13 protein-coding genes are annotated in these 15,796 nt (G+C 48.2%); 10 read left to right on the top strand and 3 right to left on the bottom strand.

Annotated elements, in window-relative coordinates; all coding sequences use genetic code 11:
- Positions 1-28: 28 nt before the first annotated feature.
- The 5 genes from C0068_RS08070 (at position 29) to C0068_RS08050 (ending at position 6,508) form a co-directional block, all read left to right on the top strand.
- Entirely contained in the window at positions 29-841 is an 813-nt protein-coding gene (locus C0068_RS08070; RefSeq protein WP_158249940.1) for an FHA domain-containing protein, read from the top strand.
- A gap of 86 nt (positions 842-927) precedes the next feature.
- Positions 928-2,583 carry a caspase family protein gene (locus C0068_RS08065; protein ID WP_103683980.1) on the top strand — a complete coding sequence of 552 codons (1,656 nt, stop codon included), beginning with the start codon at positions 928-930 and terminating at the stop codon, positions 2,581-2,583.
- A gap of 76 nt (positions 2,584-2,659) precedes the next feature.
- The gene (locus C0068_RS08060) at positions 2,660-3,961 is read left to right on the top strand and encodes an autotransporter outer membrane beta-barrel domain-containing protein (RefSeq protein WP_146047856.1); all 1,302 of its coding nucleotides are present in this window, start codon (positions 2,660-2,662) and stop codon (positions 3,959-3,961) included.
- Between the two features lie 151 nt (positions 3,962-4,112).
- A complete protein-coding gene (locus tag C0068_RS08055; RefSeq protein WP_146047855.1) occupies positions 4,113-4,913 on the top strand; it encodes an alpha/beta hydrolase in 801 nt (266 codons plus the stop codon).
- Entirely contained in the window at positions 4,910-6,508 is a 1,599-nt protein-coding gene (locus C0068_RS08050; protein WP_103683977.1) for a serine/threonine-protein kinase, read from the top strand. Before C0068_RS08055 ends, C0068_RS08050 begins: the two co-directional genes overlap by 4 nt.
- Positions 6,509-6,549: 41 nt before the next feature.
- Here the strand turns inward: C0068_RS08050 and cysK are convergent, their stop codons facing one another.
- A complete protein-coding gene (gene cysK, locus C0068_RS08045; RefSeq protein WP_103683976.1) occupies positions 6,550-7,512 on the bottom strand; it encodes a cysteine synthase A in 963 nt (320 codons plus the stop codon).
- A 208-nt stretch (positions 7,513-7,720) separates the two neighbouring features.
- Between cysK and C0068_RS08040 the strand changes: the two genes are divergently transcribed.
- Positions 7,721-8,569, top strand: a complete 849-nt coding sequence (locus C0068_RS08040; protein ID WP_103683975.1) for an AAA family ATPase — start codon at positions 7,721-7,723, stop codon at positions 8,567-8,569.
- A 4-nt stretch (positions 8,570-8,573) separates the two neighbouring features.
- The gene (locus tag C0068_RS08035) at positions 8,574-9,749 is read left to right on the top strand and encodes a vWA domain-containing protein (protein WP_103683974.1); all 1,176 of its coding nucleotides are present in this window, start codon (positions 8,574-8,576) and stop codon (positions 9,747-9,749) included.
- 49 nt (positions 9,750-9,798) lie between these two features.
- On the opposite strand, the gene rlmB is transcribed toward C0068_RS08035, so the two are convergent.
- Positions 9,799-10,569 carry a 23S rRNA (guanosine(2251)-2'-O)-methyltransferase RlmB gene (gene rlmB, locus C0068_RS08030; RefSeq protein ID WP_103683973.1) on the bottom strand — a complete coding sequence of 257 codons (771 nt, stop codon included), beginning with the start codon at positions 10,567-10,569 and terminating at the stop codon, positions 9,799-9,801.
- A gap of 498 nt (positions 10,570-11,067) precedes the next feature.
- Between rlmB and C0068_RS08025 the strand changes: the two genes are divergently transcribed.
- From C0068_RS08025 to C0068_RS08015, 3 genes are all read left to right on the top strand, one after another.
- Complete coding sequence (locus C0068_RS08025; RefSeq protein WP_434061418.1) at positions 11,068-12,372, top strand: ammonium transporter; 1,305 nt, start codon at positions 11,068-11,070, stop codon at positions 12,370-12,372.
- Positions 12,373-12,704: 332 nt separating this feature from the next.
- Positions 12,705-12,950 (top strand): glutaredoxin family protein, encoded by a 246-nt coding sequence (locus tag C0068_RS08020; RefSeq protein WP_103683972.1) that lies wholly within the window; start codon positions 12,705-12,707, stop codon positions 12,948-12,950.
- Positions 12,950-13,750: an MOSC domain-containing protein gene (locus C0068_RS08015; protein ID WP_103683971.1), complete on the top strand. Its 801-nt coding sequence runs from the start codon at positions 12,950-12,952 to the stop codon at positions 13,748-13,750. Before C0068_RS08020 ends, C0068_RS08015 begins: the two co-directional genes overlap by 1 nt.
- 47 nt (positions 13,751-13,797) lie before the next feature.
- Here the strand turns inward: C0068_RS08015 and C0068_RS08010 are convergent, their stop codons facing one another.
- Entirely contained in the window at positions 13,798-15,735 is a 1,938-nt protein-coding gene (locus C0068_RS08010) for a transglycosylase SLT domain-containing protein (protein WP_103683970.1), read from the bottom strand.
- Positions 15,736-15,796: the final 61 nt, after the last annotated feature.

Below are 15,796 nucleotides of genomic sequence, written 5' to 3'. Positions count from 1 at the left end.
GCGTTTTGAAGCGGTTTTAAGGATGCCGATGGATCTGGAATTAGTAAGTGTAGATGGTGGTGATTCATATGTGATCACAGCGTCATCGGTACTCATCGGTCGCGATAGTGCTAATGACATTACTATTGCAAAAGATCTTCTGTCTCGGCGTCACGCAAAATTAAGTTTAGTCGATGATGAATGGCTGTTGGAGGACCTCAACTCTACCAATGGTACCTTTGTGAATAATCGCCAAATAACGCGTCCGACCAAGGTTAAAGTTGGTGATGTGATCAAGTTTGGCGAAACTGCATATTACCTTAAAGATACTGCGGACGATGGTCGAACCATTGTCGCGTCGCGCCTACCGCAAAAGGAGCTTTCTGGTGGTGGGTCTGTCGTTATTGATGAGGAGCCAGACGGCGATCTCACCTCATTTCAACAGTCTTATCAACTGCCCTCTGGCTGGACAGATGTGGCAAAGCAAATCCCTTCTTACTCCAAAGAAGCAGTAGATCAGCTGATAAAACGTACCATCACCTCAAAACAACTTAATCCGGATGTGGTTCTGGTTTTTTATACCAATCAAGCTAGGCCACTTGTTTACGGTATTTCCGCCAAGAAAACAGAAGCATTTTGGACTATCGGTCGAGGCCAGGACGTGAAAATCCGGGTCGATGATCCCAGTATTTCATCGCAACATGCTCGGCTATTATATAAGGCTGGAGAGTGGAGTTTGGATGATTCCGGTTCGACCAACGGACTGCGTATAGATGACGAGGCCTGTGCAAAAGTTGTCTTAAAAGATCAAAGCGTCGTGACGCTGGGTCGAGTAGATATGGTGTTCCGTAAGTTACAGTAGAATTAAAATAATTTAGAAGTAAGCAGTACTGCTCTATAAATGATGGATTTTATGAGTACGCTTTAGCGTAAGCAAGGGAGGCGGTCGTGGCGAATCAGAAGAGACGTTTTGATAAGTGGTGGGTTGCCAGTTCAGCGGCGTTAACGCTAATAGTTGTATCGGCATGTTCAAACACACCTGATAACGAGGCGAGTGCCGCACCCCCAAGTAGCGAGGATATTGTTGCCGGCCTGCAGATCGTGGACTGCTTATTGCCGGGACAGCTTCGTAAACTCGGCAATATGTCTTATATGACGCCGAGGCGTCCTGTAAAAACGACCGCCGCTGACTGCCGCATACGTGGCGGCGAATACGTCGCTTACGATCGCGCCGATTACAAAACAGCTTTAAAAGTTTGGCTGCCATCGGCCGAAGAGGGTGACGCTGAAGCGCAATTGTCGGTTGGTGAGATTTTTGAAAAGGGCCTAGGTACCGAGCCGAACTATGAGGTGGCAATATTTTGGTATCAAAAAGCGGCGGAACAGGGCAATAAAAGCGCGCTGTTCAATTTGGCGACCTTGTATGAGCAGGGCTTGGGCGTTGAGAAAGACAAGTTAAAAGCCATAAATTATTATCGGCAGGCTTGGGGTATGCCTGAAGACAGCTTAATTTATCAGGAAACCGCCCAGCGCGAGCAAGAGGCTTTGCGCACCGAATTGGCTGCCCAGCTAAAGGCCAAAGATCAGCAATTGGCTTTGTTAGATCGGCAGGCAGCATCGCTAAAAAAGCAGCTGAACAATAATTCTTCAAAGGCGAATAATAATGGCTCGGCCCCCGCCGCAGAATTGGCGACCTTGCATCAATTGTTAAAATCCGTTCAAGATGATCGTGCAAGCGTTGAGCGCCGTCTTTCGACCATCCCTAAATTGCGTACACCAGCATTAACTTTGCCTAGTGTTGCCCCAGCAACTGGCGGCGACGGTATTAAAGTTGATGACATGGATTTTGGGCGCTATTACGCCTTGGTCATTGGGAACAAAGATTACGCTGTTCTCGATGATTTGGCGACGCCGCTGAATGACGCCAAGGAGATTGGTGAAATTCTTGAAAAGCAGTATGGTTTTAACGTGCAGCTGCTGCTGAACTCAGATCGCTTGACGGTGATGCAGGCAATCAATGAACTGCATAGCGTATTAACCGAAAACGATAATTTGCTTATTTACTACGCGGGCCACGGCAGCATGGTAAATGTTGGTGAACGAGACACAGGTTACTGGCTGCCGATTAATGCTGATCCACCGCCTAACGATGCATTTTGGGTGTCGAATGAATTTGTCAGCAACCACTTAGGTCGCCTTCAGGCTAAGCGTGTGTTGGTCATTGCCGACTCTTGCTATGGCGGTTTATTGTCGTCAGCGCCCGGGCAGTTGTTTTTAGGGCAGGGGCGCGAATCAGATAACCCCGAGTATATTAAATATAAACTTCCTCGGCGATCTCGCTTACTGATGTCATCCGGCGGTGACAAGCCAGTAATCGATGAGGGAGGCGATGGGCACTCGGTGTTTGCTAGGGAGTTGATCAATACCCTGCGTTCAAATACGAGTTTGTTATCGGCGCCGGATTTATTTGCGGCGATTCGTGAACCGGTTAAGCGCCAAGCGGGCTTGAATGACTTTGTTCAAGAGCCGGTATATAAAATTATTAAGGGTGCGGGTCATGAAGTGGGCGATTTTTTCTTTGTTCCCAAAACCAAGATCAATTAATGGCGGTATTTTTTTGAATAAAATTATTGCGCAGTAGCGTGTTTCGCTGAGGCAATATCAAGAGAGAGTGGGCGGCGTGAAAAAATTCAGTTTGAATAAAATTGCGGTTATTGGCTTAGCGCTTGGCGGACTTTGTGTGCTTCCGTCAACTGCCGTTATGGCGGCGGAGGAATGCAAGCCCAAAGTGACAAACCCCGATAATGGTGAAAATCCTGATGATGGCACACCGTCGACGGGTGCAACTGGTGGGGCAGGTGAATTTAGTACTGCATCAGCCTTTAATGGAATACCGAGAGTGTCGGAGTTTAGTGAGCAGGAAACGCAAGAAACCCGAGGTGATTGTGGCGCGACGGTGGGTGAGTCTAGCGGTACACAGGCGCAAGAAGTCGCCATGACTATCGGCACAAAGATTATTAATCAGCGCGCCGCCCGTAAGCGCAGCGGAAATACAGGCCAGCAAGTCACTGCCTTTGATTTCCAGGCCTTCGGCGGTTCAGCTAGCGCTGACGCAGATGATGATTCTTTGCGCAATGGCAGTCGAATCTCATTATTTAGCTTTGGGGAATATTCTGAGCGTGATCGAAAAGGAACAGCGCTTAGCAGTGGTTATGAGCAGGAGCTTAGTGCATTTACTCTCGGCTTTGATTATCGATTAGATGACGCAACTTTCTTAGGTATGACGGTTAGCGGATCTGAGGGTGAGAGCGATTTAGACAGCGGGAATGGCGGTAGCGAAGTGTCGTCCACAACACTTGGTATTCATGGTGCCAGGTACTGGGGAAATAATTTTGTGGCGGGCTTTCTTGCTTACGGTTCTCTAGATATTGATGTGTCGCGTAGTACCGCAGCAGATAGTTTTAGTGCGTCAACCGAGGGTGATTATTGGTACGGGGATATTGCCGTTGGTTTTGAAGAAAACTATGGTGGCCTACGCATAACACCTCAGGCAAGGGTGCTATTTTTGTCGGGCGACATTGATGCCTACCGCGAACGCTCAGGATCGGGTGCGGGTGTGATTCGCAGTGTCGACAGTCAAGATATCGACACCACCATACTGACCTTATCGGTACAGGCAGATTACCCCGTGTTGTTAAGCTGGGGGGTATTGCTCCCTTCAATGCGAGCAGAGTTAATCTCAGACAGTGGCGACGGCTATAGCTCAAATGGTCAAACCCTTAACGACGCTGATAAAAGTGCCATTAGCACATTTGCTGATCAGGCGGATGATCCTGACTCTAGTACGGTGTCAGTATCGTGGGGAACATCTGCGCAGTTTAGAAGCGGCTTCGCTGCGTACGTCGTGTACGAGCGTTTGTTCTTTCATGACTATTTAGATAAATATACAGCGACCGTAGGTCTACGATACGAGTTACCTTGATAGATAGTTTAATAGGCAACAAAACTGGCAAAGCCTTTATGCCAATCCACTTTAGCCTGCCACTTTGAGCACCATGTATAGCCAGTGTTTTATTAACAAGCAGTCTACCTTCAGAAAAAGAACGTTTTGGTATTTGGGCTGCTTGGTTTTGATGAGCTGTATTACCGCCTGTAGTACTCCCGCGCAGCGTCTAGATATGCGTGCAGAGGACTATGGTATGCAGCGCCGAGTACTTCTTGGTGATGCCTTTAATCATATCGCTTATGTAAAAATATCCCGTCCAGAAAGCCATCGCTTGCATGTTTATATTGAGGGTGATGGTAGGCCTTGGCTCGGCGGCAAGTATATCTCTAAAGACCCAACCACAAAGCGGCCATTGGCATTGAGTCTTGCTAAGCTCGACCCAGAAAACGTACTTTATCTTGGTCGGCCCTGTTATATGGGCTTAGAGCAAGATGGGATATGCAATGAAAAGTATTGGACCTCTGCGCGTTATTCAGCAGCCGTTACGGCGAGCATGTCGGCAGCGCTTAAACAGGTGGTGGATGAATACGATATTCGGGTTACTAGTTTAATTGGTTACAGTGGTGGGGGAAGTTTAGCGATGTTGATGGCCTCTGACACCTATGCTCCGATAATACCGACATTGGAATCGGTGGTGACGTTGTCCGCTAATCTCGACGTGGCTGCTTGGGTAAAAATGCACCGTTATTTGCCACTGTCCGAATCACTAGATCCCATGCAGCTCGGGTATACCAGTGGCATAAATTTCTTACATTACAGCGGCGCTGAGGATGACAATATTCCTCCTAGCCATCTCCTTAAGTTTGTAGAGAAGCATGGCGGTCAATATAAGATTTTTGACGATGCTGATCATAGCTGCTGTTGGGTAGAGCTTTGGCCCGAATTACTAGCGCAGGAAGTAGAGTCCCTAGGGAGAGTCGCGGAATGACGAAGGATGATAAGACTGAGGTAGTGGGTGGGCCGAACTCTTCAATTGATGAGTCTACCGAGCTGGATGAATCGCTATTCGATATTGACGACAGTCTCGCCTGTGGCGATGTCTCTGTGATTAGCGATGATATTACCGAGTTGTCCTCCCCTGTAAATCTTGAGTTTGGTGACGATACGCCGCCGATAACGGTGCTCGAAGATGATGACGCGACGCGTCTCAGCGAGATAGTTAGTGGTGGCGAAGAAGCTAGCTTTCAGTTTGACGATGCCACGGTGCTGACTACTGCTGGCAGCGACGACGCCACTGCAATTGTTAATCCAGATAATACTGTTGTGGTATCTGCTGGGGCTGGTGGCGCCGGATTCAAGGTAGGTGATTTACTAAAGGATCGGTTTAGATTAGAAAAAACACTCGGTGAAGGGGGCATGGGCGCGGTGTTTTTGGCGGTCGATCAGCGCAAAATTGAAGCCCGCCATCACGATCCCTACGTTGCGATTAAATTGATTAGCGGTGAGTTTTCCAAAGACCCGCTTGCATATATTTCTTTGCAGCGCGAAACAGATAAGTCCCAAAAACTTGCCCATCCGAATGTCATTACGGTTTACGATTTTGACCGCGATGGTGATGTGTTCTTTATGACAATGGAGGCCTTAAAGGGGCAAACATTAGACACTGCCATCAAAGACACATCGCGTAGTCGAGAGCAAACGGTCCGCTATATCAATGAACTCAGTCTAGGTCTTGCCTACGCTCATCAGCGTAATATTGTTCACTCAGATATAAAGCCGCAAAATATTTTTGTGACCGAAGAGGGCGTTTTAAAAATACTGGATTTTGGTATCGCTCGCGCACTCTCAAATGTCGAGGGTGCTGTGCAGGATGAAGTTGATGAAGTCGTCGGCTTAACGCCAGCCTATGCAAGTTACGAAATGTTTGAGGGCGCAGCGCCAGCACCAGCCGACGATGTTTATGCCCTTGGGATTATCGCTTACCAACTTTTTACCGGTGAACATCCTTTCGATCGGAAAAAAGCGACCCTAGCCAGCGATGCTGGAATGCAAGCAAAACGAATAAAGGGTATTCCTCAGTATCAGTGGAAGGCAATATCAAAGGCACTTAGCTTTGAACGTACACGTCGCTGGCAGAATGCCGATGAGTTTTATCGGCAGTTTAGTGGTGCTGGTCGTAGGGCAAAGCATTTAGGTATTGCGTTATTATTGGTAGTACTAGGTTTCTCGGCTTATTTGAGTCTTTATACGCCTGAAGTTGGGCCAGACATTCCCTTTGAGGAATTGTCGCCAAGTGTGCAGGAAAAACTGCTGAATAATATTGGCGAGGCAGATCAAGCGCTAAAATTCTCTGATATAAATGGCGCACTATTTTATTTAGATAGGGCGTACAGCCTGCATCCGCGAAATCAGGAGGTAATGGATAAGCTCGATACCGTAGTCGACAAGCTGCTTGATGCCGTGAGCGCAGCTGATAGCGATATAGCCGTTCGGCAGCTAGATGAATTATTGAAATACGAGTCCCTAGCCCAGAACGCGAAATTACTTGCGCTTAAAAAGTCTATGCAAGCTAGAAATGAGTAGCAGTGTGGGCGGAAAAATACGGCATTTTTCCGCCATAGGCCTTAGCCTTCTATTTCTGTAAACGCACCTTCAAATAGCGCTGAGCTTAAGTAGCGCTCCGCTGAATCAGGTAATATGGCTACAATAGTTTTGCCGGCGTTTTCCGGTTGTGAGGCCACCCGCTCGGCAACGGCCATTGCAGCGCCGCTGGAGATGCCGGCTAAAATCCCTTCCTCCTTCATCAGTCGATGGGCCCATTGCATTGCTTCTTCATCACTGACCGCTTCGGCGGCATCAACCATACTCAAATCGAGGTTGTCTGGAAGGAAGCCTGCACCAATACCTTGAATCTTATGGGGCGCGTGGCTGGGTTCACTACCGTCAAGCGCGCTGCGAATCAAGGTTGATGAATTCGGTTCTACCGCAACAGTAGTGATGGCTTTGCCGCAGGTGTTTTTAATATAGCGAGATATACCAGAAAGGGTGCCGCCTGTGCCAACGCCACTGATTAATATGTCTATGCCACCATCGGTATCACGCCAAATTTCTGGTCCCGTGGTGCGCTCATGAATAGCTGGGTTGGCGGGGTTACTAAATTGCTGCGGCATAAAGTAGCGCGCGGGATCACTTTCAACCACAGCCTCAGCGGCGGCAATAGCGCCTTTCATACCCTTGCTGCCGTCGCTCAGAATTAATTTTGCACCTAGCGCCAGCAATACTTTGCGTCGCTCCATACTCATGGTGTTTGGCATGGTTAAGGTAATAGGGTAGCCGCGGGCGGCGGCGACAAAGGCGAGTGCAATACCGGTATTTCCACTGGTGGGTTCAACTATCTCCATCCCTGCCTTCAGCTTGCCGTCTTGCTCGGCCTGCCAAATCATATTGGCGCCGATTCGGCACTTCACACTATTCGCGGGGTTCCGGCTTTCCATTTTTACGAAGATATTGTGCTGGCTAATCCGGTTTATTTTGATTAAAGGCGTATTGCCAATGCTTAGGCTTAGATCGTCGAAGGGGGCGGACATAATGGTCTCCGTAGTGTTGATAACGATTAATTTAGCCCAATAATGCTGTAAATAGGGCTGAAATTGTAAAATTCTTGCTGGTAGTTCTACTATAACTGGCCTGATTTGTAATTGCCTTATAATGCCAGCTTGGGTAGTCTGCTGCGCAGTCTTTTTAATCACGCTCGGTGTTAATAAACGGGGCGATTTTTGTAGTCAGGAAAAAATGATGAAATTTACCGGTACCGATTCTTACGTTTCAACAGATGATCTGAGCATGGCAGTGAATGCCGCAGTGGCTTTGCAGCGCCCCTTATTGATAAAAGGTGAGCCAGGTACCGGTAAAACGCTGTTAGCGGAGCAGGTTGCCGCGTCACTTGGAAAACCACTAATTCAGTGGCACATAAAATCTACAACCAAGGCCCAGCAGGGGCTTTATGAGTACGATGCGGTATCTCGTCTGCGCGATTCGCAACTTGGAAACGAAAAAGTCCACGATATTGGTAACTACATTAAGCGCGGTAAGCTTTGGGAAGCCTTTGCGGCGGATGAGCAAGTGGTTTTATTGATCGACGAGATAGATAAGGCCGACATCGAGTTTCCAAATGATTTGCTAGTTGAGCTAGATCGTATGGAGTTCTTTGTTTACGAAACCGGCGAAACAGTTAAAGCTAAGCAGCGACCAATAATCATTATTACCAGTAATAATGAAAAAGAGCTGCCAGACGCCTTTTTGCGCCGTTGCTTCTTCCACTTTATTACCTTTCCTGATCGCGCGACCATGCAGAAAATCGTTGCCGTTCATTATCCAGATATTTCAAAGCAGCTGGTTGCAGATGCAATGGAAATGTTTTTTGAAATCCGCCAAATCCCTGGCTTAAAGAAAAAGCCCTCCACCTCTGAGTTAATAGATTGGCTTAAGTTGTTGATGGCGGATGAAATTCCGGACGAAATTTTGAAAAACCGCGATGCTAGCAAAGCGATTCCACCGCTTTACGGCGCATTATTAAAGAACGAGCAAGATGTGCATTTACTAGAGCGTTTGGCGTTTATGCATCGCCGTGAGAGCCGCGGCTAATATTATGTTAGTACAATTTTTTCTTGGGCTGAGAAACGCCGGTATCCCCGTCACGATTCGCGAACTGCTAGATTTAATTGCCGGCTTGGAGTCGCGTCTCGCCTTTGTCGATGTCGATGAGTTTTATCAGCTTGCTCGTATATGCATGGTCAAAGATGAGAAATACTATGACCGCTTCGACAAGGCCTTTGGTAGCTATTTCTCTGACCTCAGCACCTTGGACGATATTATTGAGGCGATGATTCCCGACGACTGGCTGCGAAGAGAGTTTTTAAAGCAGCTAAGCGATGAGGAAAAGGCCAAGATCGAGTCTCTGGGTGGCCTAGATAAGCTTATTGAAGAGTTTAAAAAGCGCCTAGATGAACAAAAGGGGCGCCATGCCGGCGGGAATAAGTGGATTGGCACCGGTGGTACCTCACCCTATGGGCATAGTGGTTACAACCCTGAAGGTATTCGGATTGGCGGCGAAAGCAGAAATAAAAAAGCGGTTAAAGTTTGGGAACGCCGCGATTTTAAAAACCTCGACGACAATGTGGAGTTGGGTACTCGAAATATCAAGGTCGCGCTGCGCCGCTTGCGAAAATTTGCGCGCACTGGTGCGGCGGATGAGCTTGATATTAACGACACGATCTCTTCCACCGCTAAAAATGGCGGCATGCTTGATCTGAAGATGGTGCCTGAACGCCACAATGCGGTGAAGGTGCTGTTGTTCTTTGATGTGGGTGGTTCTATGGACCCGCATATTCGCGTCTGCGAGGAGTTATTCTCTGCTGCGCGGACCGAGTTCAAGCACATGGAATATTATTATTTCCACAATTATATTTATGAATCTGTGTGGGATAACAATATTCGTCGCCACTCTGAGCGTATTCAACTGCTCGATATTCTGCATAAATACAGCTCCGACTATAAGGTGATTTTTGTCGGTGATGCATCGATGTCACCCTATGAGATTGTTCAGCCTGGTGGCAGCGTAGAGCACTGGAATGAAGAGTCTGGCGAAATGTGGATGAGGCGTCTTCGCGAAACCTACGAAAAGGTCGCGTGGTTAAATCCGGTACCACCGCAGGATTGGAATTGGACGCAGTCGATAAAGTTGGTTGAACAGCAGATGGAGGGGCATATGTACCCCATGACGCTGGGCGGCTTAGAGCAGGCAATGGCTTATTTGGCCAAATAGTACATTTATAGTCGCTTGACGCTCGTTCAGGCGGCTTTCTCTTCCTAGATTATCTATTTCCTAGAAACGCAATCAACGCCGCTGTTACCGCAACATTGAGCGACTCGACACCGTTATGCATGGGGATTTTGAGCATGAAGTCGCATTGTTTTTCTATTTCTTTGCTTACGCCATCGGTCTCATTACCCAAGATGTATATTTGACTCGCATTGTTTTGGGTGTCAAAAACCGATTGTTTTGCGTGCGACGACAAGCCGCAGAGCTGAGCACCGTCGCTCTGTAAGCGTTTTAATTCCTGCGCTAAGTTGTCGCAGTAGAAAAGCGGTGCGCGGAATAGGGTGCCCGCGCTGGCTTTGATTACGAGTGCGCTTAGCGGCGCACCGCCGCGTCGCGGCAAAATTAAACCATCGATACCACTGGCAGCGACAGAGCGAATAATCATGCCCATATTCTGTGGGTTGGTAATACGGTCTAAAGCAATATAACGCCTTGCAGCCTTGTTTAGTGTTTCTTTATTTATAACGGAGCTTGGCTGGTAAGCGGTGAGTTGCAAGTCAGCGGCGACCCCTTGATCCTGTTTGCCGTTCTTTGAAATCCGCGAAAGCGCCTTGCGTTCATGCATTTCGATACTGATATTGCGTTGTTGGGCGATTTTCTTGATGTCGCGAATAATACCGTCTTCTTTATTGCTGTCGGCAAGGTGCAATTTATAAATTTGCATTGCTGGATCTTGCAGTGCTTCTAGAACCGGTTTGCGACCATAGATGGTGAGTAACTGATCGAAGAAGGCCTTGCGCTGTTGGTAGTCAGGATTGCTCATAAGGTCTGTGTAGCCCGCTTAAATAGGAAGGGCTATTAATTGCGCCCCGCGGCAATTGTACGCATCTGCGTCCCTATTCGCAGCGTCTGTATTGGTAATTTATTTCACTATAACTATTTTGAGTTTAGCCAAAGCGCCTTTGGTGGATTACTTATAGAGGCGATAACAGCACTGCTAGGAAGTAGATTACTGTCGTTAGAATGATATTTTTGCTGCTAATTGGTGCGCCGGCACTAAGTTTGGGCACGATTATTGCTTTCAAAGTGTGCATTTTTGTTTTTATTAGATGTTGGAATAATATCTAATTAGATTTTAAACGCATAAGACTTAGCTTAATTATTTTTTTATTATAAAAAACAAAGATTTAAGCTGTTAAGAAAATTACGCTTTTTGCATAAAGCTGGTTTGACACCATCTTTTGTGCATTGTAATGGCGCATTTTGAGGGTATTTATGCCCATATCTGGTGCGCAATTAATTTTATTGGGAGAGTTTGTAAATGAAAATCAATAGAGCAAGGCAGTTGCTTCGCAGTCTTGCAGTTTTAATGATGTTTGTTGCCCCGCAATGGGGATTTTCTGAGGAAATTAACGGTGCGAATACGGCGTGGATATTAACGTCGACGGCATTGGTATTGTTTATGACCCTCCCAGGGCTTGCTTTGTTTTACGGCGGCCTAGTGCGAAGCAAAAATGTGCTCAGCGTATTGATGCAGTGTTTTAGTATTACTTGCTTGGCTTCACTGCTATGGGTAGCGGTGGGTTATAGCATGGCATTTTCAGAGGGAACTGCGTTTGTTGGTGGTCTCAGTAAAGCCTTTTTAGCGGGCGTCGGCGAGGCGAGTGTCAGCGGCGATATTCCTGAAACCGTATTTATCATGTTTCAGATGACCTTTGCCATTATTACACCTGCGCTGGTCGTTGGTGGTTTTGCTGAGCGTATTCGTTTCTCTGCTGTAATGGCGTTTTCAGCGCTGTGGCTGTTGGCGGTTTACGCTCCCGTTACCCACTGGGTGTGGGGCGGTGGCTGGTTGGCTGAAATGGGCCTGCTGGACTTTGCCGGTGGTACGGTTGTACATATTACTGCCGGTGTTGCCGCGCTCGTTGCCGCGATAATACTTGGCAAGCGTCAGGGTTTTGGGCAAATGGCTTTGCCACCGCACAATTTAACCATGACCTTTATTGGTGCCGGTATGCTCTGGGTTGGCTGGTTTGGTTTTAACGCCGGTAGCGCGCTGGCCGCTGATGGAAATGCGGGTATGGCCATGTTGGTGACTCATCTCTCGGCGGCAGCTGGCTGTCTAACCTGGTCGTTTATCGAATGGATACGTTACGGTAAGCCCAGTGCTTTAGGTGCGGTTACCGGTATGGTTGCGGGTCTAGGTACCATAACGCCAGCATCGGGCTATGTTGGGCCGGCAGGTGCAATGGTCATTGGTTTAAACGCGGGTATTGTGTGTTTCTATTGTACTTTGTGGCTAAAGCAGGTGTTTAAGATCGACGATTCGCTGGATGTGTTTCCTGTTCACGGCGTAGGGGGCATATTAGGGACGTTCATGGCAGGTATTTTTGCGAGTAGTGAGCTGGGTGTATTCAGCGGTCAAGGCTTGGCAGAAGGTATGACCATCCTGTCCCAGCTAAAGGTTCAGCTAATTGGTATCGGTGCTACCTTTGCCTATACTGCGGTAGTGAGTTTGATACTGTTCTATGTGATAGATAAGCTCATAGGCCTGCGGGTAACTGCGGACGAAGAGGCGCAGGGCTTAGATATTACCTGCCACAACGAGGTTGGCTACGATCTATAAATAGGTAATTTCTTTTAACGAGGTAGTTGTGGAATTACGCCCTGATCTTTTGGGCTAGCACTACCTCGTTTCCCCATTCCCCTATCATTGTTTTCGTGGCGGGTAGCTTTACCACCGCTAATGAATTTTTCTCTTTTTCTTACTGCGATTTATGTGTCCACTAGCGGAAGGCTGCGGTGTGTGAATTATCTTTGAGATGCAGCTTACCAGATTACGCAATCGTCATTATTTGCTTATATCTGCGCGAAAGTAATTATTTATCGATAATAATGTTGCAATGTTTTACTGAAGCCGACATTTTGACATCTATTTGAAATGGGGCTGGAGTCACTATGGAGTTTGAATTATATGGTACCTCGGCGTGCCATCTTTGTGAGTTGGCTGAGGCGGTGCTTGCCGAACTGCTAGTTGACGAAACCGCATGGCAAATCGAGTTAATCGATATTGCTGATGACGATGACACCTTGGCGCGCTATGCCTTAAAAATACCTGTGCTGCGTAGTGTGGAAGATGGTAGAGAGTTGCAGTGGCCCTTTGATGCCAGCAGCGTTCGAGAATTTGCGGCTGGGGGAGGCTAATGGATATACGGGTTTCTTCACTTTGGCGCTACCCAGTTAAGTCAATGGCGGGTGCTTCAATGCCTAGCTTGGCTGTAACCGATTGGGGGCCGAATTTAGACCGACGCTGGATGGTGATCGATAGCCAGAAGCGGTTTATCACACAGCGCCAATTGCCGAGAATGTGTAGGTTGTCTGCTTCGCTTAGCGATGCAGGAATACGTATTCAGTCATTAGATGAGCCCTCGCTGTTTATTGATGTGCCTGAGCCCATGCAAGCACCTCAGTACGAGGTTGCTGTGTGGTCCGACAACTGCGCTGCGATGGATGCCGGCGACGAAGTGGCGACATGGCTCAGCGATATACTGGGTAAATCACTGCGTCTGTGTTTTATGGCTGAAACTACTCATCGGCAAGTCGATACTCAATTTGCCGAGTTGGGTAGTCGCGTTAGTTTTGCTGATGGCTTTCCGTTTTTACTCTGTAGTGAGGCGTCGCTGGCTGTATTGAGTAAGGCCTTGGGTAGGGGCTTGGCGGTGCAACGCTTTAGACCGAATATTGTTGTGGCGGGGAGTGAGGCATTTGCGGAAGACGAATGGCGACGCATTCGTATCGCTAATATTGAATTTGATGTGCTTAAGCCATGTTCTCGCTGTGCGATTCCAACGGTAAATTTAGATACTGCGGAGCGCGAGGCGGATGTTTTTAAAATGCTGAGGGCCGAGCGTTCTAAAAATGGTGAGGTTTATTTTGGCCAGAATCTTGTTCACCGAGGTAGTGGTGAGCTTGCGGTGGGGCAGCGAGTAGAGGTGTTGGAGTAAGCATTGGGTCGACTTACAGGGGCAGGCTGCCCCTGTAAGTCGGTGTCTTAGTTTTTCTGCGCCGTCGCGGCGTTGGCTGGCCCAATAGTGCGCTCATGGCTTGCTAGCAAGGGTTTATCTAGCTTGAGCTTATTGGCGTAAATTACGCTAAATGCCAGCACGTTTTTGATGTACTCGCGGGTTTCACCGTAGGGCAGGTTTTCAATCCAAATGTCTGCGGGAAGATCAGCGGTTTGTCGCAACAGCACCCGCTCAACTCGGCTGGGGCCAGCATTATATGCGGCAGTTGCTAATATACGGTTGCCGCCGAATTGCTCTAATAATTGCCCGAGATAAAACCCGCCCATCGCGATATTTTTTTCTGGTGTCACTAAGTCTTCGGCGCGGGGATTAGGCAAGCCCATTTGACGAGCAACGGTGCGGGCGGTACCTGGCATTAGCTGCATAATGCCGCGTGCTCCTACCCGCGAGTTGGCGCTCGGAGCGAAGGCGCTTTCTTGTCGCGCTATTGCATATATCCACTTCAGGTCAATTTTTTCTCGCTTGGCGACCGACTTGAACGTCTCCTTATAAGGCGTCGGGAAGCGTAGGGTAAGGTCATCCCATTCGCCGGCGCGGATTGCCGTCATTATAGATTGGTGTGACCAACCCCAGTCTAAGGCGAGCTGTGCGGCCGCTACTTGCTCGGGCTTGCTTAAACTCCGCATGCCGTAATTCCATTCTAGGCTTGCGGTTAGGTGCTCTCCTAATAGGTAGAGTTCTTTGGCGCGGTTGATGGCGTCGTGTTGTTCAACTTCAGAAATAAGAGCCGGATCTAGGGTGCGAGCAGATTCTAATTCGTAGTCTTCATTAAGAATATCTGCCGCTAAAAAACTGTAGTAACCGCGCTCCGCTGCGATTTTTTGCAAAACGAGCTGGGTGGCAACACTTAGTTCGCCCTTGAGCTCTATGTCAGCTCTAGCCCACCAATAGCGCCAGTCGGCTTTTTCGCGCATATCTGCGGGAAGGAATTGAATGGTTTGCTGCACCGCCGGCCAGTCACGGTCTTTCAGGGCTAGGCGAATTCGCCATTCGGTGAGATAGGGGTCTTCGTAATTGGGGTCGTTGGCCGTAACCCAGTCGCGGGTATAGTCAGCGTCGCTGGCGATTGTTTGGCGTGCCATGCTGTCACGCAGCGCGTAGTTTTGTTTGGCAGTGAAATTAAGCCTGCGATCAAGCTGGTGCCACAAGGTATTGGTACGCTCAAAATCGCCGCGCGCTAGACGCTTTAGGGTATGAACCGCAACTTCTTGGCTGTGGCTATTTACCGGCAGATTGACACCAATTTGATAGAGGCTCTCTGGGCGGCGCAATAGCTCAAGATATTGTTCGGTATTTTTAATCTTGCCCATTAGATAGCGGGCCATATCAGTTTGGCCTTTTTCTAGCGCCAACTCCGCACGCAGCCAATACTGATCTTCAATTTGATTTGCGTTAAGGCGTGCCATCCATTGGCTGATGGGAATGTCGCACTCTTTGGGCAGAGAGTAAGGAGTGCGCCAAAGCTCTGCTATCGCGACATCGGCTTTGCTGTGCTCGCCGACTTGGCGCAGCGCATAGGCATAATGACAGCTGGTGGCGGTGGATGAGTTCTTTTGGTAATAGCGAACAAAACGTGGCCAGTCGCGGCTACGCAATAATTTGTTTAGCCACGAGATACGAATGCGCTGCCCTACAATGGTGTCGCCATATTGTTGAAGGTAGACGTCTATGGTCTTGTCAGACACGCTATTAATTTGCGCCTTCACTAACTCAAGCTCTAAATAGGGTAGTAGCGGGTAGTTATTTAGCTTGGGAACCAGCTTTTCCGCATTGTTAAGTCGGCCGCGGCTGATTTCGTCGATAGCTTCGCGGTATAATCGCCGGCTTTCGTCAAGGCTAGGGGCGGCAAACACATTTGTTGCCAGTGAGCTTAGGATGAAAAATAGTATAAAGAGGCGTTTCATTTCCCTGCAGCCTTGTAAAACATCGTTAATTTCCTGAAGTAGCGTATTTATCAAACTCGAG

The sequence above is a fragment of the Zhongshania marina genome (assembly GCF_002915595.1).
In the GTDB taxonomy this organism is placed as follows: domain Bacteria; phylum Pseudomonadota; class Gammaproteobacteria; order Pseudomonadales; family Spongiibacteraceae; genus Spongiibacter; species Spongiibacter marinus_B.
The sequence above is the reverse complement of the archived record's forward strand: the minus strand, read 5'-3'. Positions and strand labels throughout refer to the sequence as shown.

Bases quoted from the DNA above. Each gene is read 5' to 3' on its own strand.
- C0068_RS08035 (WP_103683974.1), top strand. From the start codon at position 8,574: ATGTTAGTACAATTTTTTCTTGGGCTGAGAAACGCCGGTATCCCCGTC.
- C0068_RS08070 (WP_158249940.1), top strand. From the start codon at position 29: ATGGATCTGGAATTAGTAAGTGTAGATGGTGGTGATTCATATGTGATC.
- C0068_RS08015 (WP_103683971.1), top strand. From the start codon at position 12,950: ATGGATATACGGGTTTCTTCACTTTGGCGCTACCCAGTTAAGTCAATG.
- C0068_RS08040 (WP_103683975.1), top strand. From the start codon at position 7,721: ATGAAATTTACCGGTACCGATTCTTACGTTTCAACAGATGATCTGAGC.
- rlmB (WP_103683973.1), bottom strand. From the start codon at position 10,569: ATGAGCAATCCTGACTACCAACAGCGCAAGGCCTTCTTCGATCAGTTA.
- cysK (WP_103683976.1), bottom strand. From the start codon at position 7,512: ATGTCCGCCCCCTTCGACGATCTAAGCCTAAGCATTGGCAATACGCCT.
- C0068_RS08025 (WP_434061418.1), top strand. From the start codon at position 11,068: ATGAAAATCAATAGAGCAAGGCAGTTGCTTCGCAGTCTTGCAGTTTTA.
- C0068_RS08055 (WP_146047855.1), top strand. From the start codon at position 4,113: ATGAGCTGTATTACCGCCTGTAGTACTCCCGCGCAGCGTCTAGATATG.
- C0068_RS08020 (WP_103683972.1), top strand. From the start codon at position 12,705: ATGGAGTTTGAATTATATGGTACCTCGGCGTGCCATCTTTGTGAGTTG.
- C0068_RS08010 (WP_103683970.1), bottom strand. From the start codon at position 15,735: ATGAAACGCCTCTTTATACTATTTTTCATCCTAAGCTCACTGGCAACA.
- C0068_RS08050 (WP_103683977.1), top strand. From the start codon at position 4,910: ATGACGAAGGATGATAAGACTGAGGTAGTGGGTGGGCCGAACTCTTCA.